This is a genomic window from Microbacterium sp. STRO-1N, assembly GCF_057748015.1.
On sequence record NZ_CM173234.1, the window covers coordinates 2,959,319 to 2,983,767 of the forward strand.

Annotated in this window: 19 protein-coding genes; 4 read left to right on the forward strand and 15 right to left on the reverse strand. The window is 69.1% G+C overall.

Annotated features, from left to right (window positions below; all coding sequences use genetic code 11):
• Positions 1–73 precede the first annotated feature (73 nt).
• From AC3ANJ_RS14530 to gabT, 7 genes are all read right to left on the reverse strand, one after another.
• Positions 74–781: a FadR/GntR family transcriptional regulator gene (locus AC3ANJ_RS14530; RefSeq protein ID WP_488316910.1), complete on the reverse strand. Its 708-nt coding sequence runs from the start codon at positions 779–781 to the stop codon at positions 74–76.
• A 63-nt stretch (positions 782–844) separates the two neighbouring features.
• A complete protein-coding gene (locus AC3ANJ_RS14535) occupies positions 845–2,206 on the reverse strand; it encodes an NAD-dependent succinate-semialdehyde dehydrogenase (RefSeq protein ID WP_488316911.1) in 1,362 nt (453 codons plus the stop codon).
• Between the two features lie 25 nt (positions 2,207–2,231).
• A complete protein-coding gene (locus tag AC3ANJ_RS14540; protein WP_488316912.1) occupies positions 2,232–3,707 on the reverse strand; it encodes an NAD-dependent succinate-semialdehyde dehydrogenase in 1,476 nt (491 codons plus the stop codon).
• A 29-nt stretch (positions 3,708–3,736) separates the two neighbouring features.
• A complete protein-coding gene (locus tag AC3ANJ_RS14545) occupies positions 3,737–5,281 on the reverse strand; it encodes an APC family permease (RefSeq protein WP_488316913.1) in 1,545 nt (514 codons plus the stop codon).
• Positions 5,281–6,165, reverse strand: coding sequence for a universal stress protein (locus tag AC3ANJ_RS14550; protein ID WP_488316914.1), 885 nt, complete (start codon positions 6,163–6,165; stop codon positions 5,281–5,283). The genes AC3ANJ_RS14545 and AC3ANJ_RS14550 overlap by 1 nt, the downstream gene beginning before the upstream one ends.
• Complete coding sequence (locus AC3ANJ_RS14555; protein ID WP_488316915.1) at positions 6,165–7,541, reverse strand: flavin monoamine oxidase family protein; 1,377 nt, start codon at positions 7,539–7,541, stop codon at positions 6,165–6,167. Before AC3ANJ_RS14555 ends, AC3ANJ_RS14550 begins: the two co-directional genes overlap by 1 nt.
• Before the next feature lie 127 nt (positions 7,542–7,668).
• Complete coding sequence (gene gabT / locus AC3ANJ_RS14560; protein ID WP_488316916.1) at positions 7,669–9,042, reverse strand: 4-aminobutyrate--2-oxoglutarate transaminase; 1,374 nt, start codon at positions 9,040–9,042, stop codon at positions 7,669–7,671.
• 44 nt (positions 9,043–9,086) lie between these two features.
• On the opposite strand from gabT, the gene AC3ANJ_RS14565 reads away from it, so the two are divergent.
• Positions 9,087–10,628, forward strand: coding sequence for a PucR family transcriptional regulator (locus tag AC3ANJ_RS14565; protein ID WP_488316917.1), 1,542 nt, complete (start codon positions 9,087–9,089; stop codon positions 10,626–10,628).
• Between the two features lie 20 nt (positions 10,629–10,648).
• On the opposite strand, the gene AC3ANJ_RS14570 is transcribed toward AC3ANJ_RS14565, so the two are convergent.
• From AC3ANJ_RS14570 to AC3ANJ_RS14595, 6 genes are all read right to left on the reverse strand, one after another.
• Positions 10,649–11,632 (reverse strand): hydroxyacid dehydrogenase, encoded by a 984-nt coding sequence (locus AC3ANJ_RS14570; protein WP_488316918.1) that lies wholly within the window; start codon positions 11,630–11,632, stop codon positions 10,649–10,651.
• Entirely contained in the window at positions 11,629–12,297 is a 669-nt protein-coding gene (locus AC3ANJ_RS14575) for a DUF624 domain-containing protein (protein WP_488316919.1), read from the reverse strand. Before AC3ANJ_RS14575 ends, AC3ANJ_RS14570 begins: the two co-directional genes overlap by 4 nt.
• Positions 12,298–12,299: 2 nt before the next feature.
• Positions 12,300–13,223, reverse strand: coding sequence for a carbohydrate ABC transporter permease (locus AC3ANJ_RS14580; RefSeq protein WP_488316920.1), 924 nt, complete (start codon positions 13,221–13,223; stop codon positions 12,300–12,302).
• Positions 13,220–14,146: a carbohydrate ABC transporter permease gene (locus AC3ANJ_RS14585; protein WP_406249228.1), complete on the reverse strand. Its 927-nt coding sequence runs from the start codon at positions 14,144–14,146 to the stop codon at positions 13,220–13,222. Before AC3ANJ_RS14585 ends, AC3ANJ_RS14580 begins: the two co-directional genes overlap by 4 nt.
• Before the next feature lie 65 nt (positions 14,147–14,211).
• Positions 14,212–15,495, reverse strand: a complete 1,284-nt coding sequence (locus tag AC3ANJ_RS14590) for an ABC transporter substrate-binding protein (protein WP_488316921.1) — start codon at positions 15,493–15,495, stop codon at positions 14,212–14,214.
• A gap of 76 nt (positions 15,496–15,571) precedes the next feature.
• Complete coding sequence (locus AC3ANJ_RS14595; RefSeq protein WP_488316922.1) at positions 15,572–17,470, reverse strand: DUF2264 domain-containing protein; 1,899 nt, start codon at positions 17,468–17,470, stop codon at positions 15,572–15,574.
• A gap of 194 nt (positions 17,471–17,664) precedes the next feature.
• On the opposite strand from AC3ANJ_RS14595, the gene AC3ANJ_RS14600 reads away from it, so the two are divergent.
• Complete coding sequence (locus tag AC3ANJ_RS14600) at positions 17,665–18,759, forward strand: LacI family DNA-binding transcriptional regulator (RefSeq protein ID WP_488316923.1); 1,095 nt, start codon at positions 17,665–17,667, stop codon at positions 18,757–18,759.
• Between the two features lie 8 nt (positions 18,760–18,767).
• Here the strand turns inward: AC3ANJ_RS14600 and AC3ANJ_RS14605 are convergent, their stop codons facing one another.
• Together AC3ANJ_RS14605 and AC3ANJ_RS14610 are read right to left on the reverse strand one after the other, a co-directional pair.
• Positions 18,768–19,643, reverse strand: coding sequence for a hypothetical protein (locus AC3ANJ_RS14605; RefSeq protein WP_488316924.1), 876 nt, complete (start codon positions 19,641–19,643; stop codon positions 18,768–18,770).
• 10 nt (positions 19,644–19,653) lie between these two features.
• Positions 19,654–21,105, reverse strand: coding sequence for a helix-turn-helix domain-containing protein (locus AC3ANJ_RS14610; protein WP_488316925.1), 1,452 nt, complete (start codon positions 21,103–21,105; stop codon positions 19,654–19,656).
• A 141-nt stretch (positions 21,106–21,246) separates the two neighbouring features.
• Between AC3ANJ_RS14610 and aceA the strand changes: the two genes are divergently transcribed.
• Both aceA and aceB read left to right on the forward strand, forming a co-directional pair.
• The gene (gene aceA / locus AC3ANJ_RS14615) at positions 21,247–22,554 is read left to right on the forward strand and encodes an isocitrate lyase (RefSeq protein ID WP_488316926.1); all 1,308 of its coding nucleotides are present in this window, start codon (positions 21,247–21,249) and stop codon (positions 22,552–22,554) included.
• Between the two features lie 189 nt (positions 22,555–22,743).
• Positions 22,744–24,393 carry a malate synthase A gene (aceB, locus tag AC3ANJ_RS14620; protein WP_488316927.1) on the forward strand — a complete coding sequence of 550 codons (1,650 nt, stop codon included), beginning with the start codon at positions 22,744–22,746 and terminating at the stop codon, positions 24,391–24,393.
• The last annotated feature ends 56 nt before the right edge of the window (positions 24,394–24,449 follow it).

The following is a 24,449-nucleotide window of genomic DNA, read 5'->3' on the forward strand; positions in this document are numbered from 1 at the left end:
TCGGGGGCTATCCGATATCAGATAACGACCATACGCCTCGAACTCCGCGCATGCAAACCACGCGCGAGAGAGGTCAGGCCCCCTGAACGTAGTGCAGGAGGTCCTCTCGGGTCTGGCGCATGTGGCTCGCCATCGCCTCGCGCGCCGCCGACGCCGACCGGGTCCGCATCGCTCCGAGCACCGCATCGTGCTCGACGAGAGCGTGCTCTCGGATCTCGAACACCGCACTGGTCTCGCTGCGGGACTCCTGCAGCATCGCCGTGAGCGGACGGACCGACGCCACGAGGATGCGGTTGTCCGCCGCCTGGAAGATCACGTCGTGGAAGGCGAGGTCGGCGTCGACGAACCCGGGGACATCGCCATTGGCATGCGCCGACCTCATCCTCTCGAGTGCCTCCTCGAGAGCGCGGATGTGCTCCTCGGTGCTGCGCGGCGCGGCGAGCTCGGCGGCTCCGGTCTCGAACATCACCCGCATGTCGAGCAGATCGAGCGCCGCACGACGACGCGCTCCCCCGCTGCGCGAATAGCGGACGACCGCTTCCAGTCCGGTCCACTCGTCGACCGGGGCGATGCGGTGACGACTGCCCGGGACGGGCACGATGACGCCCTGCGCCTGCAGCAGGCGCACGCCTTCACGAAGCGTCAGCCGGGACACGCCCAGATTGTCGGCGAGATCGCCCTCCGGAGGAAGCGGCTCCCCCGCGACCAGCCGACCCGCGATGATCTCGTCCAGCAACCCCTCGACCACGGCCTGCGTGCGAGTGACGCGCTCAGTCTTCACAACGCTCCTTCCGGCGGGCATGGGCCCGCCTCAACGGTAGCGCGGCGCTGAGCGCGCCACCCCTCACGCGACGCGGATGAGCTTCTTGTTGACGAACTCGTCTGCGGCGAGCAGACCCAGCTCGCGCGAGGTGCCGCTGCGCTTGACACCGCCGAACGGCAGCTCCGGGCTGTCCGCCAGCACCACATTGACGTAGACCATGCCCGCCTCGATCGCGTTCGCGACCCGCTCCGCCTGCTCGGCATCCGTCGTGAAGACGTACGAGCCGAGTCCGAACGAGGTGTCGTTCGCGAGCGCGACGGCGGCATCCTCGTCGGCGACCCGGTAGACGACACCGGCCGGCCCGAACAGCTCCTCGCGGTAGACGTCCATCTCGTCCGTCACGTCGGCCAGCAGCGTCGGCGCGAAGAACGCGCCGACCCTTGTGCCGCCGGTCAGCAGCGTGGCGCCCTGCGCGACGGCCGTATCGATCTGCTGCTGGAGACGCTCCGCCGCCGCGAGGGAGGACAGCGGCCCGAGGATCGTCTCCTCCTGCGTCGGGTCCTCCGCCGAGATGGCGGCCAGCTTCGCCGTGAACTTCGCCGCGAACTCGTCGTAGTGCTCCTCGACGACGATGAACCGCTTGGCCCCGTTGCAGGACTGGCCGTTGTTGTCGATGCGCGCATCGACGGCCGCCTGCACCACAGCATCCAGATCGTCCGTCGAGAGCACGATGAACGGATCAGAGCCGCCGAGCTCGAGCGCGACCTTCTTCAGGTTGCGCCCGGCGACCTCGGCGACGGCCGCGCCGGCGCGCTCCGATCCCGTGATCGAGACGCCCTGCACGCGCGGGTCCGCGATGATCTCCGCCGCCTGCTCGTTCGTGGCGTAGACGTTGACGTAGCCGCCGTCGGGGAGCCCGGCATCCGCGTAGATCTTCTCGAGGAAGGCAGCCGACTCCGGGCACTGCGGTGCGTGCTTGAGGATGATCGTGTTGCCGATCGCGAGGTTCGGCGCGGCGAAGCGCGCGACCTGATATGCGGGGAAATTCCACGGCATGATGCCCAGCAGCGCGCCCAACGGGGCACGGCGGATGACCGCTGTGCCCTCCCCCAGGATCTCCAGCGGCTGATCGGCCGTGATGCGCTCGATGTTGTCGGCGTAGAACTCGATGATGTCGGCGGCGAAATCGACCTCGCCGACCGCGGCTGCGATCGGCTTGCCCATCTCGCGCACCATGATCGCGGCGAACTCGTCACGGCGTTCGCGGTGCAGTTCGGCGATGCGACGGATGACGGCGGCGCGTTCGGCCGGCGACGTCGCGCCCCACGTCTTCGCGGCCGTCGCGGCGCGCGCCACGGCATCCTCGATCTGCGCGTCGGTTGCGGTGTCGTACGCGGCGACGGTCTCGCCGGTGGCCGGGTTGGTGACGGCGTACTCGGTCATGATGCGTCCTCTCGTTGCGGGGCGTTCAGCTCGGGATCAGGGTGTACTTCGTGGACAGGTACTCGTGGATGCCCTCGACGCCGCCCTCGCGGCCGACACCCGACTGCTTCACTCCGCCGAACGGAGCGGCGGCGTTCGAGACCACGCCGACGTTCAGCCCCATCATCCCTGTTTCCAGCGCGTCGATCATGCGGTGCCCTCGCGCGAGATCCTCCGTGAACACGTACGAGACCAGCCCGTACTCGGTGTCGTTCGCGAGACGGACGGCCTCCTCCTCGGTGTCGAAGGTCGCGATCGCCAGCACCGGGCCGAAGATCTCCTCGCGGAGGATGTCGCTGCCGGCGGCCACATCCGTGATCACGGTCGGCTCGTAGAAGGTCCCCGCACCCTCGATCGCGTTGCCGCCCGCGAGCACACGGGCCCCGCGGGAGACGGCGTCGCCGACGAGTTCGGATGCCTTGGCGACGGCATCCTCGTCGATGAGCGGGCCGATCGCGACGCCCTCCTCGGTGCCGCGTCCGATCTTCATCGCCTTGACGCGCTCGGCGACCCGGTCGGCGAACTGCGCCGCGACGGCCGAGTGCACGATGAAGCGGTTCGCGGCCGTGCAGGCCTGACCGATGTTGCGGAACTTCGCCGCCATCGCCCCGTCGACCGCTTTGTCGAGATCGGCGTCCTCGAAGACGACGAACGGCGCGTTGCCGCCGAGCTCCATCGACACCCGCAGCACGCCCTCGGCGGCCTGGGCGATGAGCTTGCGGCCGACCTCGGTCGACCCGGTGAAGGAGAGCTTGCGCAGCCGCGGGTCGGCGATGATCGGCGCCGAGACCTTCGACGAGGACGTGGTCTGCACGACGTTGACGACGCCGGCGGGGAGTCCGGCCTCCTCGAGCAGCTTCGTGAAGAACATCGTGGTGAGCGGAGTCAGTGCCGGCGGCTTGATGACGACGGTGCAGCCGGCGGCGAGCGCCGGTGCGATCTTGCGCGTCGCCATCGCGAAGGGGAAGTTCCACGGTGTGATGAAGAACGACGGGCCCACAGGACGCTGCGAGACGACCATGCGACCGGTGCCCTCGGGGTTGATCCCGTAGCGGCCGGAGATCCGGACGGCCTCCTCGCTGAACCACCGCAGGAACTCGCCGCCGTAGACGACCTCGCCCCGTGCCTCGGCCAAGGGCTTGCCCATCTCGAGGGTCATGAGCAGCGCGAGATCCTCCTTGTGCACCTGCACGAGGTCGAAGGCACGGCGCAGGATGTCGCTGCGGGTCCGCGGCGGGGTCGCCGCCCAGGCATCCTGTGCAGCGACGGCCGCATCCAGGGCCCGGATGCCGTCCTCCGGCGTCGCATCGGCGATCGAGCGGATCACGGCGTTCGTGGCCGGATCGTGCACATCGAAGGTGCGCGAGCCTGTGGCATCCTGCCATTTCCCGCCGATGTAGAGGCCGGTGGGGACGCTGTCCAGCAGCGCCTGCTCGTTCGGGGCGAGGGAAGCGGTCATCATCATCTCTCTTTCGTTGCTCGTCAGTCGGTTCAGCGGCGGCGCAGGCTCGGCGGGGCGTCCATCGCGAGTGTCTCACCACGGAAGAAGGCGGGTCGGCGGATGGCGTTCCAGATCATGATCACGATGCCGACCCCGATGATGCTCACGCCCAGTACGAACACCAGGCCGATCCCGCCGACGCTGGAACCGCTGCCGTAGCCGGGGTCGATCGAGTCGATCAGCGTCGTCACGAAAAGCACCGCGAGGATCGCTCCGCCCACGAGGGGGAACAGCAGCGTGAAGAAGAAGCTGCGCGTCGAGTCGAACCACTGCTTGCGGAAGTACCACACGCACGCGAACGCGGTGAGGCCGTAGTAGAAGCAGATCATCATGCCCAGCGACAGGATCGTGTCGGTGAGCACGTTCTCGCTCACCAGGCGCATGACGGCGTAGAAGACGCTCGCGACGACGGCCGAGACGATCGTGGCGTAACCGGGGGTGAAGAACCGCGGGCTGACACGGGCGAACTTCTTCGGCAGGGCGCCGTAGTGGCCCATGGCGAGCAGAGTCCTGGCCGGCCCGACGGCCGTGGACTGCAGGGATGCGGCCGAGCTGGACAGCACCGCGAGCGAGACGAGGAACGCGAGCGGTCCGAGCACGGGGTCGGACAGCGCGAAGAACACGTTGGCCGAGATCCCCTCGTTCGCCAGGCCCAGCTCGCCCGTGCCGACACCCGCGAACATCATGAGACCGATCGAGAGCAGCAGGTACAGGCTCACGACCACGAGGACCGTGACCACGGCCGCCCGACCAGGGGTCTTCTCGGGGTTCTTGGTCTCCTCGTTCATGGTGAGGACGACATCCCAGCCCCAGAAGATGAAGATCGACAGCGAGAGTCCGGCCGCGAACGCACTGAACGTGGGCACCTCGAGCGGGTTGAACCACGACCACGAGAAGGCGGTCGGATCGGGTGCGTCGCCCTGCACCGCCTTGACGATCGCGACCACCGCGAACACGACGAGGACGGCGACCTGGAAGCCCACCAGGACGTACTGGAACTTCTGCGTGGTCTGCATGTCGCGGTACGACACCAGCGTCGCGCCCAGCATGAACAGCAGACAGACCGCCACGTTGATGAACGGGTTGAACGCCAGGTCCGCGATGGCGGCGTTGCCGCTGAGCTGCGAGATCAGCAGGAAGAGGAACTCCACCGCGATGCCGGCGAGATTCGACAGCACGATGACGGTCGCGGCGATCAGCCCCCAGCCCGTCATCCAGCCGATCCACGGCCCGAACGCCCGCACGCCCCAGGTGAACGAGGTGCCGGAGTCCGGCATCACGCGGTTGAGCTCGCGGTAGCCGAATGCGGTCAGCAGCATCGGGATGAACCCGACGAGGATGATGGCGGGCACCTGCGTGCCGACCTCGGCGACGGTGGGGCCCAGCGATGCGGTGAGCGTGTAGGCAGGGGCGATCGTGGAGACGCCGATGACGACGGCACCGATCACTCCGACGGCGCCGGCCCTGAGACCCTTCTGCGAGATCCCTGTCGTGACGGTGGATTCGGGCCCCATCGCCCGATCGGTGCTGGTCATCAGCGGTCTCCTGCTTCGGCGCGGGTGCGCGGTACGACGATCATGGGAACGGGCAGCTCGTGCAGCATCTTCGCCGCCGTCGAGCCGAGGAACAGCCGCCGTGGCTGCGCAAGCCGCGATGAGCCGACCAGGATGACCTCGCCGGGGAGCCAGGACAGGTGGGCGACGGCATCCTCGACGCTGTCGCCGGCCGCCTGCTCGATCGTGGTCGAGACATCGGAGGGGACGGCGGCGGCCGCCTTCTCGAGCACGGACTCCGCGTGGCCGTCCTGGACGATGCGGATCGCCGCGGTGTCGAGCCCAGGGGGCACGTCGAACGACATCAGCGACACGAGCCGCAGCGGCACTCCGGCGTCGGTCGCGACGGACGTCGCCTCGTCCAGCAGTGCGTCCGCACCGGGGCGGATGCCGACGGCAGCCGTGACCCGCGGCATCACGTGGTCGTCCTGCTGGGCGAACCCTGCGGGGGCGAGCGCCACCGGGATCGTCGACGAGTGCAGCAGCTCGGAGGCGACGCTGCCCAGCCGGTGACGTCCGAACAGTCCGCCACCGGCGGCACCGACGACGATCACCCGCGCTGCGAACTCCTCGCCGGCGGCGACGAGGCCGGCGGCGAACGACTCCGCGAAGCGCACGTGGCCGGTGCGGGTGAGGTCGGAGGGCAGGGTCGCCGCGGCATCCGACAGCCACTGCCTGGCCTGTCCGCGCAGGACGTCCTCGTATGCGCGCTCGGGCGGAACCGCTGCGCTGCGGGTGCCTTCGCTGGGCAGCACCATCACCAGGTGCACACGTGCACCGAGGCTGCGGGCGAGGCGAGCGCCGAGGGCCGCGGCATCCGCTCCGGCATCCGTCGCGGTGTAGCCGACGACGATCGAGCCGGCCATCAGTCGGCCTCTACCGTTGCGGCGCGGCTGGCGTCGACGATGTTCGATGCCGCCAGGCGACCCATGCGGATCGCGCCGTCCACGTGCTGGTAGCCTGCGCCGGCCAGGTCGCTGCAGGCGAAGTGGATGGGGCCGACGGCAGTGCGCAGGTCGGCACCGTAGCGGTGCAGGCCGCCGAGGTCGAAGCTGGCGGCGTAGGCGCCGCGGGTCCACTCCTCGCTGCCCCAGTCGCTCTCGTAGTAGACGACCGGGTTCTTGGCCTCCGGTCCGTAGTAGTGCGAGAGCGACTCGAGGATGCGCTCCTTGCGCTCCTCGGCGCTGAGCTCGAACACGTCGTCGGCGTTGCGGTCGGAGACGAAGCCGACCAGGGTGCCTCTTTCGTCGTCGTGGTTGGTGTTGTCGTACGCCTCGTGCGTGAGCTCGTACGGGCTGAACGCCGTGCCGGAGAGCCCGTCCTCGCGCCAGAACGGACGGTCGTAGACGGCGTGCACCTTGATGACGAAGCCCATCGAGATGTGCTGGTGCATCTGGTGCTGTCGGCGAGGCAGCGGGGGGACGAACGAGATGCGGTTGTACAGGATCGGTGCGTGCGCGAGGATCGCGAACCGCGCGCGGACCGTGTGCTCATCGGTGGTGGCCACGACACCGGATGCGCCCCATTCCAGACCGCGCACCGGCTGGTTCAGCAGCACGTCGTCGCCGAGACGCTCGGCCAGCAGCAGCGGTACCTGCTGCAGGCCGCCGACGACCCGCTTGTCGAGGATGAAGTCGGCGTCGACCAGGTTCGAGTACGAGCCTGCGGACGCTGCCATCAGCAGCGATTGCAGCAGCGAGAAAGCGTGCGTCGGCTTGGTGAGCATCGCGGACCCGGTGGCGAAGGCGAGGTTGCGGACGGCTTCGTCGTCGTCGGTCTGCGCGCGCAGCCAGGCGTCCCAGGTGATCTCGTCCCACTCCTGCGCGTTCGGATGCTCCCAGGGGCGGTCGGGGTCGATCTCGGCGACCATGGCATCCAGGCGCTCGGTGATCTCCGCGATGACGCGCTCGGTCTCGGGGGCCACAGGGAACATCTCGCCCGTGAAGCGACGCGCGGCACCGTCGGGGCCGACGTAGACGCTGTCGCCGTCGCGGTAGCGGCTGAAGGTCTCGAGCCCCAGCTCGGCGATCGTGTCGATCAGCGCATCCTGGTCGGGCGAGACCCACTGGCCGCCGATCTCCAGCATCGCGGTGTCGATCACATCGGTCCACAGGCGCCCGCCGACGCGGTCGCGCGCCTCGAGGACGGCGACGGACAGGCCGGCCTTGCGCAGGTCGTTGGCCGCCGTGAGTCCGGCGGCTCCGGCGCCGATGACGACGACGTCGCGTGAGATCTCGGCCATGAGGGCTGCTCCTTCGTTGGTTGCGTTGGTGCTGCGTCTTCGGATGCTGCGGCTGGTGCGTCTGCGTCATGAACGCAGTCGCCGGTCGCGGCTCGAAATCCCCCGATCCGAGCCGCGACCGGACGATCTAGGAGACGGTCGCGTTCGCCGCCAGCGCCTCGGCGATGACGTCGAGGCCCTCGTTCAGCAGGTCGTCGCCGATCGCGAGCGGCGGGAGGAAGCGGATCACGTTGCCGTACGTGCCGCAGGTGAGGACGATGACGCCCTTCGCGATCGCGGCCTTGGCCACGGCCGCGGTGAGCGCGGCATCCGGAGCCTTGGTCTCAGGGTCGACGAACTCGGCGGCGATCATCGCGCCGTGTCCGCGGATGTCGCCGATGCGCGCGTCGCGCCGCTGGATCTCGGCGAGGCGGGTCTTCAGGACGTCGCCGATCTCGCGGGCGCGCTCGATCACCCCGTCGTTCTCGAAGATGTCGATCGCTGCGAGCGCCGCGGCGCACGCGATCGGGTTGCCGCCGTACGTGCCGCCGAGGCCGCCGGCATGCGAGGCGTCCATGATCTCGGCGCGCCCCGTCACCGCCGCGAGCGGAAGACCGCCGGCGATGCCCTTGGCCGTGGTGATCAGGTCGGGCTCGATGCCGAACAGCTCGCTCGCGAACATCGCGCCGGTGCGCGCGAAGCCGGTCTGCACCTCGTCGGCGATGAAGACGACGCCGTTCGCCCGGCACCAGTCGACGATCGCGGGGAGGAAACCGTCGGCGGGGACGATGAAGCCGCCCTCGCCCTGGATCGGCTCGATGATGACGGCGGCGAGGTTGTCGGCGCCGATCTGCTTCTCGAGCTGAAGGATCGCGCTGGATGCGGCATCCGCACCCGAGAGGCCGTCGCGGAAGGGGTACGATGCGCTGGCGCGGTAGACCTCAGGGGCGAACGGACCGAAGCCGCTCTTGTACGGCATCGCCTTGGCGGTCAGCGCCATGGTGAGGTTGGTGCGGCCGTGGTAGCCGTGGTCGAAGGCCACGACGGCCTGGCGGCCGGTGTGCTTGCGGGCGATCTTGATCGCGTTCTCGACGGCCTCGGCACCCGAGTTGAACAGCGCGGTCTTCTTCGCGAAGTCGCCGGGGGTGAGCCGGTTGAGCGCCTCGGCGACCGCGACGTACGACTCGTACGGCGAGATCATGAAGCACGTGTGCGTGAACTGCGCGGCCTGCGCGGCGACGGCCGCGGCGATCTTGGGATGCGCGTTGCCGACCGTCGTGACGGCGATGCCGCTGCCGAGGTCGATGAGCGAGTTCCCGTCGGCGTCGACGACGACGCCACCGCCCGCTGCGACGGCGGCCACCGGGATGGTGTGACCGACGCCGGACGGCACGGCATCCGCCTTGCGCGCCAGCAGCTCGGCCGAACGAGGGCCGGGGAGCTCTGTGACCAGGCGGCGCTCCTGCGGGAGGTCGGGGCCGCCGAGGGGAAGGGCAACAGGTGCGGTGTCGAGAAGTGCCATGCGGCGAGCGTAGGCCTCGTCGGCCGACGGCCGCACTCGCCCGAATGTACAATCTGCCCATAGCGTTCGCCCTTCCGTACAAGGGCGAGGAGGGCGGAGAGGTGGACGAACCGACGCTGCGCGCGCTGCTGCACCGCACCGACCTCGGGCTGCGCCTCGTATCCGACGAGCGGATGCTGCCTGACGGCGCCCTCGATCTGCCGCTGCGCTGGGTGCACTCGTCCGACCTGGTCGATCCGACGCCGTTCCTCGCGGACGAACTCGCACTGCTGACCACCGGCGCGCAGTTCGACGACGACGACGACGGCATCCGCGCGTACGTGAGGCGCCTGCACGAACGGGGCGTCGTCGGGCTCGGATTCGGCACGGAGGTGCATCGGTCCGGCATCCCCGACGAGCTGATCGCGGCCTGCCGGAGCGTGCGGATGCCGCTGTTCGAGGTCCCCTACGACACCCCGTTCATCGCGGTGGCGCGCGCGCACTCCGAGGCGATCGCCGCCCAGGCCTACGCTCGCCGGACCTGGGCGCTGGACACCCAGCGCGCCCTGGCCGTCGCGGCGCTGCGCCCCAGAGGTCTGTTCGCGACCCTGGCAGAACTCGCCAGGCGTCTGGGGCGCTGGGTGGGCATGTTCGATGCCGCCGGCGTGCTCGTGCACGAGCACCCGCAGGACCGGCTCGCTCCGCAGGATGCCGAGGCTCTCGCCGCCAGGGCGACGGATCTGATCGCCCGCGGCGGGCAGGCAGGGCAGTCGCTGACGCTGGGCGCCGAGGCCTACACGCTCTTCACCCTGGGGCGCAGCGGCCACCTGCGCAGAGTCATCGCGATCGCGACGGCGTCGCTGGATGCCGAGGCCCGCGCCGTGGTCACATCGGTGATCGCGATGGCCGGCCTCGCCCTGGAGCAGAACGAGCAGTTCGCGCGCAGCCGCAGGCGCCTGCGGTCGCAGGTGCTGGCTTCCCTGATGCTGGACGACCCGACCCTCGCGCGTCGGGTGCTCGGTTCGCTGCCGCACGCCCCGATGGTCGTCGGAGTCGTTGATGCGGATGCCCCGGTCGAGGCGCTCGAGGAATGGTGGGAGCGGCAGCGGACCGATGCCGGCACCGCGGTGTTCACCGCCTCGTCGGAGGACGGCGTCGTGATGTGCGTGTCCGCCGTCGATGCCGGTCTGTTCGATGAGATCGCCGAGCGGTTCGGCCTGCGGATCGGGGTGTCCGAGCCGGACGGCTATGCGGCGTTCTCCCGGGCGCACACCCAGGCGATCGCGGCGCTGCGCCACGGCGGCCCCGGTGCCGTTCGATACGCCGACACGATCGCGTCGAGCATCCTGTCGGCGTTCGCGACCGATGAGGCGCGGCTGGTCGCCGAGTCGCGGCTGGCGCCGCTGCGCGCGCACGACGGCCTGCAGGAAGCGCTGCGCGTCTGGCTCGAGCACGACGCGCGTTTCGAGCAGGCGTCGGTGGCGCTCGGCATCCATCGGCACACGCTGCGGACTCGGATCGCGCAGGCGTCGGCGCTGCTCGGCACGGATCTGTCGACGTTCCCGGCCAGAGCCGAACTGTGGGCGGCGCTGCAGACCGCGCGGTGACGGCGTCACCGCGCGGGCGGCTACGCGCTGACCTGCATGTCCCGCCGCGTGATCGTGTCCGCCGGCGTCGCACCGGCAAGCAGCGCCGCGACGTCCTCCAGCGCGGAGTCCGCGAGACGGCGCACATCCGTGCCCATGGATCCCGCGATGTGGGGCGTGAGCGCGACGTTCGGCAGATGCCGCAGCGGCGCATCCACCGGCAGCGGGTCGGGGTCCGTCACATCCAGGATGGCGTCGATCCGCCCTGAGACGCACGCCTCGAACAGCGCGTCGTGATCGATCAGCGATCCTCGTGCGGTGTTGATCACCGTCGCCCCGTCGCGCAGGGCGGCGAGCTCGGCACGGCCGATCATGTGCCGGGTCTCGGGAAGCGCAGGCGCGTGCAGGGACAGCACATCGGATCGGCGCAGCAGTTCGGCCAGCGGGACGAGCTCGCCTCCGGCCGCGGCGACCGCTCGCGGGTCGACGACCGGATCGGCGACGAGCACCGTGACACCCGCCATCCCGCGCAGCATCGGGACGACGCGACGCCCGATCCGCGAGAAGCCGACGATTCCGACAGTACGGCCGAGGCTGCCGTACGCCGGCAAGGTCACGAGGTCGCCCCAGCCGAGCGACTCGCGCTCCTGATTGCGGACGTGGGCGAACGCGCGCTTGAAGGCGAGCACGATCGATGCGAAAGCGAACTCGGCCACCGGCACGGCGTTGGCGTCTGCGGCGGAGGCGACGACGATCCCCCGGTCCCAGAGCTCCTCGGACACCAGGTCCTGCACGCTCCCGGCGGCATGAACGACGGCGCGCAGCTCGGGCATCCGGTCGAGGACCCCGGCATCCAGCCGAGGCGCGCCCCAGGACGTCAGCAGGATCTCCGTGTCGCCGATCGGTCCGTCGCCGAGCACGAGCGACGGGGCGGTGGAAAGCTCCCGCAGCCTCCGCATCCGCGGTTCGTCGAAGAGCAGGTCGAACACGTCCGGACTCATCGCGGTGCGCACGACACCGCTCACGCGCGCACCTCGGCGACCTCGAGCACGGGGCGCAGCGTGTACCGGCTGTTGGCCCACGCGACGTAGAGCGCGGGCGCGGCCGTGAGCCCGATGGCGATGGCAGGCATGGTCGTGAACAGCCCCACCTGGACGGCGAGCACGGCGAAGGACAGCGCCGTCAGATACCAGCGCCGGATGCCGAGGTACAGCGCCGCCTTGACGGCATCGCGCATCCGGGCGGACGGCACCTCGGCGAGCGCACCGAGCCCGACCAGCGCGGTGGAGAGCGTCACGAAGGTCAGGATCGCGAGAACGGGCACGACAACGACGGATGCCGGGGTGTCCGCGACCGCTCGGACATCGACGAGGAGGACCACGATCAGCGCGGTGCCGGCGAGGCCGAGCAGCATCGCCTTGCGCCATGTCGCCTTCCAGCCGCGCCAGAACGCGCGGACGACCTGCGTCTCGCCGACAGCGTTCTCGCGGAAGGCGGTGAAGGCACCGGTCAGCGCCGGCGCCGCCAGCGGAGCGGCCAGTGCGAGCAATGGCCAGGAGTGCGCAGGGTCGGTGGTGATGAGCAGCACGACCAGCGGTGCCGCTGCCACGAGGACGAGGAAGTTCACCATGAGCCCGAGGTAGACGACCCCGAGGATCGCCGCCCAGGTGCTGTGCGAGACGCGCTTCATGGTCAGCCCTTCATCCCGCTGGTGGCGATGCCCTCGACGAAGTACTTCTGCCCCAGCAGGAAGATCACGGCGATCGGGATCACCGAGATCGTCAGCCCGGCGAACAGCAGCGCGTAGTTCGTGTCGAACAGGTTGCTCACGAAGCTCTTGAGCCCGAGCTGGATGGTCCACAGATCCGGGTTGCGCAGGTAGATCAGCGGCCCGAGGTAGTCGTTCCAGGTGTTCACGAAGGTGAGCAGCGACAGGCTCGCGATGGCGGGGATCGAAAGCGGGAGCATGATGCGGCGCCAGATCCCGTACTCGCTCAGGCCGTCGAGGCGAGCGGCCTCGCTCAGCTCCTCGGGGATCGTCTCGTAGTACTGCTTCATGAGGAACACCCCGAACGCGCCGAACGCCTGCAGCAGGATGATCGCCCACAGCGTGTTCGAGACCTTGAGGTTGGACAGCAGGATGAACTGCGGGATCATGTACGACTGCCACGGCACGGCGATGGTACCCACGTAGATGAGGAACAGGATGTCGCGGCCGGCGAAGCGCATCCGCGCGAATCCGTACGCCGCGAACGATCCGGTCAGGACCTGCAGGAAGGTCACCGACACGGCCAGGACCAGCGTGTTGCGGATCCAGGTGAGCATGTCGGCCTTGGTCCAGATGTCGATGTAGTTCTGCCAGACGAAGGTCTCGGGGATCCACACCACGGGGACCGAGAAGACCTCGTTCGCGGTCTTCAGCGAGCTCATCACCATCCAGAAGAACGGCAGGAGCAGGCCGATCGCGAAGGCGGCGAGCGCGAGATAGCCGAGGATCCGGCCGACACGGCGACGGCCGGAGGACTGGCCGACGCGGCGCGACGGGGCCGGGGCCGGGTCGCTCAGTTTGCGCAGCGGTCGGCGACCGGTCACCAGGAGTTCGGTCTGAGTCATCATGCGCTCCGCTTCTTGTTCCACAGGAACTGGCCGATGGTGACGAGGATGCACAGGAAGAACAGTGCGACGGCGGCAGCGGACGCGTACCCGAACTGCGACTCCTCGAAGCCCTTCTTGTAGATGAACTGCGACAGCACCAGCGTCGCCTGGCCCGGCCCGCCGTCAGTCATCACGAGGATGAGGTCGAAGATCTTGAACGAGTTGATCGTCAGCATCACGGTGACGAAGAACATCGTCGGCCGCAGGCATGGCAGAGTGACGTTCACGAACCGCTGCCACACGCTCGCGCCGTCGACGCGCGCGGCCTCGTGCAGCTCGCGCGGGACGGTCTGGAGTCCGGCGAGGAACAGGATCATGTAGTAGCCCATGTCGCGCCAGGTCGACACGATCACGACCGCGGGCATCGCCCACTCCGGTGAGGTCAGCCACCCCGGCGGGTTCTGGATGCCGATGGCCCGGAGGATCTCGTTGATCGGCCCGTAGTCCGGGCTGAAGAGCAGGTTCCATACGACGGCGATCGCGACGATCGAGGTGATGTACGGGAAGAACGCGGCGGTGCGGAAGAACGCGACACCGCGCAGCTTGTTGTTCAGCAGCAGCGCCAGCCCGAGCGACACCACGATGGTCAGCGGGATGTGCAGCGCCGAATAGTAGATGGTGTTCCAGAAGGCGATGTGGAAGCTGCCGTCGCCCATCAGGCGCTGGAAGTTCGCGAAGCCGACCCAGTCGGCCTTGCCGAACACGTTCCAGTTCGTGAACGCCATGTAGAACAGGATCAGCACGGGCAGCAGGGTCAAGAACCCGAACCCGGCGAAGTTCGGCAGGATGAAGCTCCAGCCGATCAGCGCATTGCGGCGGCGCAGCGCCGAGCGGCGGCGCTTCAGCTTCGGCGCCGGTGCCTCGGGGGCATCTGTCGTGGTCATGTCATCTCCTGGATACGAGCGGGAGGAGTCGGGGGCGGCCCGTCGCGCGTGCCGCCCCCGATCGATCAGTCGAGTCCGACCTCGTTCGCGACGCGCTCCTCGGCGGTCGTGATCGCCGCGTCGATCGGCTCGGCCCCGGACATCACCGCGGTGTGCAGATCGCCGAGGATGCCCTGGATCGCCGCGGTCTTGCTCGAGGTCGGGTTCTCCGGCAGCGTCTCGTGCGTCGCCCACGAGAACGCGGACAGCTCGTCGACGGGCGCGCCCTCGACACCGAAGTAGGTCTCGGCGATCGCGTCGTTCGTCAGCGCCGGCGTGATTCCGATGCCGGCGAGCAGCTGCGCGGCCTCCTCGGACGCGGCGAACTCCAGGAACGCCTTGGCGGCGTCCGCCTTGGCCTCATCGATGTTCGCGTTGATGCCGAAGCCGGTCGGGTCACCGAAGGTCACCGGGGTGTTGTCGGTGCCGGCGGTCGAGGCGTCCAGCTGCGGAACCGGAGCGATGCCCCACTCGAATTCGTTCGCCTCGCCGGAGGCCTGCTGCGCGATCAGGGTCGCGGTGTACCACGTGCCCATGAGGAGCATGGCGGCCTTCTGCGTGCCGAACTCGCCCTGGTAGGTCAGCTGGTTGGCCTTGGCGGTGTTGAAGTCGACCTGCGCTCCGGCATCCTGCAGCGCCAGCGTGTTGTCGTAGTAGTCCTTGAGGTTGCTGAAGTCGCCCTCGAGGATGTCGGTGCCGGTCTGCGCGTTCGCGAAGCCCTGCACGGTGGACTGCCAGTTGTGCAGGTAGGCGCCCTTGGAGGCATCCGTGGTCAGCGCTTCGGCGGCGGTGGCGTAGTCGTCCCACGTCCACGATCCGTCAGGGTATTCGACACCGGCGGCGTCGAACAGCGCCTTGTTGTAGAAGAGCACCCACGAGTCCTGTCGGTACGGCACGGCGTACGCGGTGCCGTCGACCTCGTAGGAGCTCGCTCCCCCGATGCCCTCGGGCAGCGCCACGTCGGAGACGTCCAGCAGCTGGCCGCCCTCCTGGAAGGTGGTGACGTACTTGACCTCCTTCTGCGTGATGATGTCCGGTCCGGAGCCGGCGGCCAGGTCGGCCGTCACGAGCGTGTTGTACTCGGCAGGGTCGTACTCCTTGAGCTCGACCTTGACGTTGTCGTGCGTCTTGGCGAACTCGTCGGCGAGCAGCTGGAACTCGGGCGTCGTCTCGATGCTCCAGGCGGAGACGCTCAGCGTGACCGGCGCGTCCGGATCGGCGGCTTCGCCGGAGTCTCCGCTGCTGCAGCCGGCCAGTGCGAGAGCCGCGACAGCTGCGATGCTGCCTGTGGCGAGGATCTTGCGGTTCATGGGGTGCTGCTCCTTTGCGATTGCGTTGGCCCAGGAATGGGTCGGTTTCCGGACGGCCGGGCCGCCCGGTGATCTGTCAGTTCTGTGTCGTCAGGTCTGCGACCGTGCGGATGCCGTCGGCCCACGTGACGGCGACCTCATCGCCCTCGGCGGCCACGGTGGGCGTCTCGGAGGCTGTGGCATCGCCGGCGAGACGGACGGCCGTGGCGATCCAGGTGCCGACGACGGGTGCGTAGGTGATCACGGGGACCGCGGCCACGGGGCCCAGCGGGCTGGCCTCGAACCGCTCCTCGACGCTCGGCGCTCCACCCGGCGTGAGTGCCACGATCGTGCTGGCACGACCCCGCGCGCTGGCCCACGCGGTGGCGCCGGCAGCATCGATCGCCACGGCATCCGCGGCCATCGCCCAGCCGCCGATGCGCAGCGCGGTCGGCTCCGCGTCGGGCTCGAGAGCATCGATGCGCACGAGGCGCACCTCCCACGCGCCGCGGACGATCGAGAAGGTCGTGACGGAGCCGGCGACAGTGACCTCACCGGTGATGCCGGAGCCGTGGCGCACCTGCACCGCGTCCGGCGCGATCCAATGCGCCCGTGCGGTGGATCCGGTGATCGCGGCGTCGCCGCCGGGGCGGACGCCGAGCAGTTCCATGCCGGCACGGTGCGTCGCACGACCGTCCGCATGGATCAGAGCGACGGACTGTTCGAGCGGCTCCTGCCAGGCGTCGCCGTTCAGCAACGGGCTCGCGGCTGTGGAGTAGCCGATCCGCGCGTACAGCGGCGAATCTCCGACGAGGTCGCCGGTGTTCGCGTGGTCGGTGCCGTGGTTGATGACGCGCACGATGCCGTCGTCGTGCGTGGCTGAGATGACCCAGCCCGGGCTCTCGACGGTGCGGAGCACGTCGGCCGTCTCCACCGGCAGCGGAACGGATTCGGCCGCCCACACAGGGTGGTCGTCCGGGAGCGCGATCCCGAGCATCCCCTTGGCGGCCCAGTAGGGCGAACCGGTGCCGGAGTAGTTCTGCGCGAGCCGGCGCCACTCGTCGTGCCAGCCGAGGTCGAGCAGGTCGTCGGCGTTCGGGACGCCGTTGTCGGCGAAGTGCGACACGATGCCGGATGCTGCGCGGCGCAGTTGTCCGAGCGGGACCGACGGCACCTCGGCGAAGACGCCTGCCCAGAACGGAGCCGCCGCTGCGAAGCGGTAGACGAGGCTGCGACCCTGGATGAGCGGTGCTCCGTCTCCGCCGACGAGTGCCACGGCATCCTGCAGGTACTCGTCGAGACGCGCGATGTCCGCCGTCGTGCGGCCGTTCGCGAGGTCGGCCGCTCCCTGCATGCGCGACCAGAGGATCGGATAGAGGTGCAGCGCCCAGCCGACGTAGTGGTCGTACGAGCGCTCGTCGCCATCGGACAACCACCCGCCCCGTCGGACGAACGAGTCGTGCCCGGCCAGGTCGGCGTCGATGTCGTCCTGCGACCATGGTCCGCCGACCGACCGGAGGAAGGTCTGGACCACGAGGCGGAACCAGACCCAGTTCGTCTGCGGGTAGGTGTCGTCGCCGACCACCGGCGCGAGGTAGTCGATGACGCGCTGCTGCGTGACGGCGTCGAGCCGATCCCAGATCCACGGGCGGGTCATGTCGAGGATGAGTGCGATGGAGGCGGCTTCGACCTTCGCCTGCGCGTGCTCGTCGAGACGCACCCAGCGGTCGGGAGCTGCGGGATCGACGCCGGCGGCGATGCCTCGTGAGTAGTCCTCGATGAGCTGGTCGACGCCCTCGCCGCGCGCTCCGGCGATGCGGAAGCCGGCGAGCAGGAACGTGCGGGCGAACCCCTCCAGCCCGTCGACGTCGCGACCGTAGCCGCCGGACGCACCGGGCGGGGTGATGCGGGCGAAGTTCTCGGATGCCTGGACGCGCGCGCCTGCGAGGAGGCGATCGGCGTACGTCAGCCAGTCGGCGCGGGTCCATTCGTGCACGGATCTCTCCTTTGAAATGCGGGCGGTCACGTCGGGTTCATGACCGCTTTCGGAGATTAGCAATCTTTTTCGTTCAGAACAAGATGGTTCTCGTTTCGTTATGTTCGGTTATGATCGCTTAAGGCTCGCGATACCGGAATTCCCCGCGTGGGACGCCGATGACGGTAGAAAGAACGTGGGAGAGGCGAGGAAGCATGACCGACGACAACGCGCACGCACTGCTGGCGGCGAAGCGCCGCGAGCACGTGATCGACGCGCTCGCGCGCGACGGGGCGGTGCGCATCTCGCAGCTGGTCGACGACCTCGGCGTGACCCCGGTGACGCTGCGCCGCGACCTGGCGCAGATGGAGCGCGACGGCGTGCTCGTGCGCGTGCACGGCGGGGCGGTGCCGTCGAAGGCGGCGGCTGCGGCGGCATCCGCTCCGAGCGAGCCAGAGGTCCGCACGATCGCAGTGCTCGTCCCGTCGCTGAACTACTACTGGCCCGGCGTCGTCCGCGGCATGGAGGCCGAGGCCCGCGCCCGCGGCCTGAAGGTCGTGCTGCGCGGAGCGTCGTACGAACTGCAGGACGAACGCCCCGTCCTGGAGCGACTCGTCGCCAGCGAGGACATCTCCGGCCTCATCGTCGCGCCGAACACGGACACCACCCACGCGCAGGATGTCGTGCGCTGGCTGCACGAATCCGGCATCCCGACCGTCTTCGTCGAGCGTGAGATGGTCTCCCCCGACGGGGCACCGGTCGAGTCCGTGGTGACCGACCATGGGCTGGGCGCGATGCTGGCCGCGAGGCACCTGGCCGCCCTCGGCCATCGGCGCGTCGGACTCGTGCTGTCGCGCAATTCACCGACATCGCGCAAGATCGCTGCGGGCTGGCACCAGGCTGTCGAGGACCTGCAGCTCGAGCCGGCGCGCAACGCGGCGACGATCCTGCCGGATCGCGCGAGTGTCGACTTCACTTCCGAGGTCAACATCGCGCTGGATTCGATGATGGATGCCGGGATCACCGGTCTCCTCGTGCACTCCGACCCCGAAGCGATGGCTGTCGTCGATCTCGCACTGAACCGCGGGATCTCGGTCCCCGATGACCTGTCGATCATCGCGTACGACGACGAGGTCGCTCAGCTGTTCACGCCGGCGCTGACCGCGGTGAGTCCGCCGCGCGCTTCCGTGGGGCGCAGCGCGGTGGACCTGCTGCTGCACCGGATGGGCAGCATCGATCGGCCTGTCCACCGAGTGCAGCTGAGTCCGCAGCTCATCGTCCGCGACAGCACTGCCGCTCCGCGCGCGTAGCCGAAGGCTCAGTCCGTCGCCCGAGGCGGCTCCACGTCCGCGGCCCGGCCGCGCGCGACGAGCACCGGTATGCAACCGCAGATCATGCTGAGCACACCCGCGACGACGAGCACCACGCCGACGGGCCACAGGACTTCCATCGAGAAGTCGCCGTACGACAGCGCGTCGAGCGACCGCGCGACTCCCTCGGGGAACTCCAGGATGCTGTCGCCGTCGCCGAACACCCACAGCACGATCCCGAGTGTCGTAGCGCCGAGGCCGACGAACACGAAGGCCGTCGCCGACGGGCGGGCACGTCCATCGACGCGCTCGAGGTGGGAACCGGCAGCGGCGATCTTCGGCGCGCGGATCGAGAGCACGGGCATCACGATGATCAGCACCACGCCCAGCGGGATGCACATGCCGATCACGTAGCCGGCCATCGGCACGAGGAACAGCTGTGCGACGATTCCCTCGCTCCACCAGTAGTGGAAGCCGCCGTTCTGAGCTTCGGACTCCGCGATCGTCTGCCTCACGGCGGGGAAGGCGACGGCGATCGCCTGGACGATGCCGATCGGGATCGAGACGAACGCCGGAGCGATGAAGCACGCCGTGACCATCCGCATCAGGACGTGGCCGATGGAGGACCCGCGCTTCCATGCCATCTCGAGCATGCACCACCCGGCATACAGGCCGGGGGTGATGACGGCGAGGTTGCCGCCGAAGTCGTCTCCGGACGCATCCGCCAACGTGGCGAACACGCCCCACACGCCGGCGACGATCGCGAGCGAGAGCACGACGAGGTCGACACCGCTGACGAGCGAACGCATCTCCGCCCGCCATGGGTGATCCTCCGACGGCGTCGCCGCTTCATCCGACATCTCGTCCCCTCCGTCGAGCACCATCACCGCAAGGCTACCGAGGGGCGTGGGCCTCGAGGAACTCGTACACGTCCGTCGTGTCGACGCCGGGGAACGCCCCGGTCGGCAGGGTCGCGAGCAGCGTCCGCGGGGTCTTCACGTTCGGCCAGGACTGCTCGCGCCAGCGCTGCTCGAGCTCGGCCGGCGCGCGGCGGCAGCACACCTCGACCGAGTGCTTCGACACGCCACGGTGCGGGGTGTCGCGCCCGACGAACCACTTCGTGTCGTCGAAGCGCACGCCGACGCTGACCGAGTGCAGCCCCTCGCTGGATGCCTCGACCCTGGCCGTGCACCAGTACGTCCCGTTTCCCGTGTCGGTGTACTGGTAGTACGGGTTGAACCGGTCGTCCTCGTCGAAGACCACGCGGCTCGTCCACCGCCGGCAGCACATCTGCCCCTCGATCGCGCCGAGCCGATCGGTCGGGAAGTTCACGTCGTCGTTCTCGTACGCTTTCGTGATCGTGCCGGACTCGTGCACCTTCAGGAAGTGCACCGGGATGTCGAGGTGCCGCGTCGCGAGGTTCGTGAACCGATGGGCGGCCGTCTCGTACGAGACCGAATACGCATCCCGCAGGTCCTCGATCGAGATCTCCCTGCGGGTCTTCGCCTCCTGCAGCGCCGGTACGACGTGCGCCTCCGGGATGAGCAGCGCCCCGGTGAGGTAATTGGTCTCCACGCGCTGCCGCAGGAATTCGGCATAGCTGTGCGGCTCGGCGTGGCCGAGGATGCGACTCGACAGCGCCTGCAGCACGGCCGTGCGCGCGTCCCCCTTGGCCTGCACCTGGCCGGAGAGATACAGCCGGCCGTTCGCGAGGTCGGCGACGCTGCGCGTCGTCTGCGGAAGATCGGATGCGTAGTGCAGCGTGAATCCGAGATGCGCGGCGATCTCGGAGGCCGTGCGCTGAGTGAGCGGGCCGCCTGGGTGCTTCACGGCCGCGAGGATCTCGGCTGCCTTCGCCTCGAGCTCCGCGAAATGGTTGTCCTGCCGCCGCATGAGATGCCGCAGCTCGACGTTCGCGCGACGGGCCTCCTCCGGCGTCGCCGCCCGCTCGTCCCGCAGCCGGTCGATCTCGCCGTGCAGGGCGAGCAGCGCCTTCAGTGCGTCGGTCGGGACGCTCTTGGCGATCCGGAACGGCTCGATCCCGAGGGCCTGGAACGTGTGCCCCTTCATCGCCCGCGACAGCGAGATCTCGAGCGCGCTGCGCTCGTCGAGCGGTTCGCCCTCGAGCAGCGCGTCGATGCTCGTGCCCAGCGCGCGGGCGATCGCCTGCAGCAGCGTGAGCTTCGGTTCACGCTTGCCGGTCTCGATCATGGACAGCTGGCTGGGCGCGCGGTCGACAGCTGCGGCGAGCGCCTCCAGGGTCATCCCCCGGGATGCGCGCAGCTGCCGGATGCGCCGTCCGATGGTGAGGGCGTCGGTGTCTTCTTCGATCTGCGCCGGGGTCATGCCCGGGATTCTGTCACGAAAACAGAAATATGCCCAAATTTCTCCTCGATTTCGGCCATCAGCATTCGAGATCTTCACGCAGAGTGGATGCCAAGCCACCCCGACGCTTCGACAAGCTCAGCGAGCTGAACAGGAGAGATCATGACGAACAACACCCCGACCGGACTGCGAGCCGGTGACCAGGTCCAGACCGCGGCCGAGCTCGAGGAGATCTGGGACACGGACCCCCGCTGGGACGGCATCGAGCGCACGTACTCCGCCGAGGACGTCATCCGCATCCGCGGCTCGGTCCGCGAGGATGCGACGCTCGCCCACCGCGGAGCCGAGAACCTGTGGAACCTCCTGCACACCGAGGAGTACGTCCGTGCACTCGGCGCCTACACCGGCGGTCAGGCCGTGCAGCAGGTGCGCGCTGGGCTCAAGGCCATCTACCTCTCCGGCTGGCAGGTCGCCGCCGACGGCAACCTCGCAGGTCAGACCTACCCCGACCAGTCGCTGTACCCGGCGAACTCCGTGCCGTCGGTGGTCCGCCGCATCAACAACGCGCTGCTGCGGCAGGATCAGCTCGAGCACGCCGAAGGGGACATCACCCAGGACTGGCTCGCCCCGATCGTGGCGGATGCCGAGGCCGGCTTCGGCGGGCCCCTGAACGCGTACGAGCTGGCGCAGTCGCTGATCCAGTCCGGTGCCGCCGGCATCCACTGGGAGGACCAGCTGGCCAGCGAGAAGAAGTGCGGACATCTGGGCGGAAAGGTGCTGGTGCCGACGCAGCAGCACATCCGCACGCTGAACGCCGCCCGCCTGGCGGCCGACGTCGCCGGGGTTCCCACCGTCATCATCGCCCGCACGGATGCCCTCGCCGCCGACCTGCTCACCAGCGACGTCGACGAGCGCGACCAGCGGTTCACCACCGGCGAGCGCACCGCCGAGGGGTTCTACCGGATCCGTCCAGGCATCGACTCGGTCATCAGCCGCGGACTCGCGTTCGCCCCGTACGCCGACCTGCTCTGGGTCGAGACGGGCGAGCCGGACATCGAGCTGGCCCGGTCGTTCGCCTCGGCGATTCATGAGCGGTTTCCCGGCAAGCTGCTCGCGTACAACTGCTCGCCGAGCTTCAATTGGAAGAAGCACCTGTCGGATGCCGAGATCGCCACGTTCCAGCAGGAGCTGGCCGAGCTGGGCTACAAGTTCCAGTTCATCACCCTGGCCGGCTTCCATGCCCTGAACCATTCCATGTTCGACCTCGCCCGCGGATACGCCGAGCGCGCCATGAGCGCCTACGTCGACCTGCAGGAGGCCGAGTTCGCCGCCGAGGCGTCCGGATACACCGCCACCAAGCACCAGCGCGAAGCCGGCACCGGATACTTCGACGTCATCTCGACCGCGCTCAACCCCGACAGCGCGACGCTCGCCCTCGCCGGCTCCACCGAGACCGCGCAATTCCACTGATCCCGGGGCGGTCGGGGTCCACAACCTCAGCGCACCCGATGTCCGGGTTGATGCGGGCCGCCACCGCGAAGACCCGCGGCAACCCGGACACGCCACTTCGGGATGTCCGGGTTGATGCCGGTCGCAACCGCATGAACCCGCACCACCCCGGACACGCCACCCGGCTCGACGACGAAAAGGACACACATCATGACCACTCCCACCGCTCCCCCGACCATCCCCACCGAGACCCTGCAGGGGCCGGCGATCCGGATCGACGGCCCCCTGCGCGACCGCTATGACGAGATCCTCACGCCGGATGCCGTCGCCTTCCTCACCGAGCTGCACCACCGCTTCGCGCACCGCCGGCACGACCGGCTCGCCGACCGGATGCGGCGGCGCTTCGAGATCGGCAACGGTCATGACCCGCGGTTCCGCGACGACACCGCCCACATCCGCGAGGATGCCGAGTGGCAGGTCGCGGGAGCGGGACCTGGTCTCGAGGACCGCCGGGTCGAGATCACGGGCCCGACCGACCCGAAGATGACGATCAACGCCCTGAACTCCGGCGCGCGCGTCTGGCTCGCCGACCAGGAGGACGCCACGAGCCCGACCTGGGCGAACGTCATCGGCGGGCAGCTGTCGTTGCGCGATGCGATCAGGGGCGAGCTGACCCACACCAGCCCCGAGGGCAAGGAGTACCGCGTCACCGCCGACCGAACGCCGACGATCGTGATGCGTCCGCGCGGCTGGCACCTCACCGAGAAGCACCTGAGCTTCATCGACCGCACGGGTCGGGCGATGGCGGCATCCGGTTCCCTCGTCGACTTCGGGCTGTACTTCCTTCACAACGCGCAGGCCCTGATCGAGGCGGGGCGCGGACCGTATTTCTACATCGCCAAGCTCGAATCCAGCGAGGAGGCGAAGCTGTGGGACGACATCTTCACCTTCAGCGAGGAGTACGCGGGCCTGGCGCACGGGACGATCAGGGCGACCGTGCTGATCGAGACGCTGCCGGCGGCGTTCGAGATGGACGAGATCCTGTTCGAACTGCGCGACCACTGCGCCGGGCTCAACGCCGGGCGCTGGGACTACATCTTCTCGATCATCAAGAACTACCGCGGACGCGGAGCGCGGTTCGTCCTGCCCGACCGCAGCGAGGTCACCATGACGGTGCCGTTCATGCGCGCGTACACCGAACTGCTCGTGCAGACGTGCCACAAGCGCGGCGCCTTCGCGATCGGCGGCATGAGCGCGTTCATCCCCAACCGCCGCGATCCGGAGGTGACCGCCCGCGCGATCGAGAAGGTCTCCGCCGACAAGCGCCGCGAGGCCGGTGACGGGTTCGACGGCACGTGGGTCGCGCATCCGGATCTCATCCCGACCGCGCAGGACGAGTTCGACGCTGTGCTGGGCGACCGCCCGAACCAGCTCGATCGGCAGCGCCCCGACGTCGACGTGAAGCCTGCGGATCTTCTCGACCTGCACATCGGCCGGCCGATCACCGCGCAGGGCGTGCGGGACAACGTCTCGGTCGCGATCCGCTACATCGAGGCCTGGCTGCGGGGCCTTGGCGCCGTCGCGATCGACAACCTGATGGAGGATGCCGCGACCGCGGAGATCTCCCGCTCGCAGGTGTGGCAGTGGATCCACCAGGACCGCTCCACCGACGACGGCGTTCCGATCACGGCGGAGTACGTCGAGTCCATCATCGGCGAGGTGCTCGCCGCGATCGAGCGCCAGGACGGCGACCGGTTCGACGATGCGGCGGATGTGTTCCGCGAGGTCGCGCTGGGAACCGAGTTCCCGGCGTTCCTGACCCTCAGCGCCTACAACAGGTACCTCGTCGAGACGGACTGACACGGCTGCAGGTATCCCGTCGGCCGGACGCTTTCCTCGGATCGCGTTCGACCGAC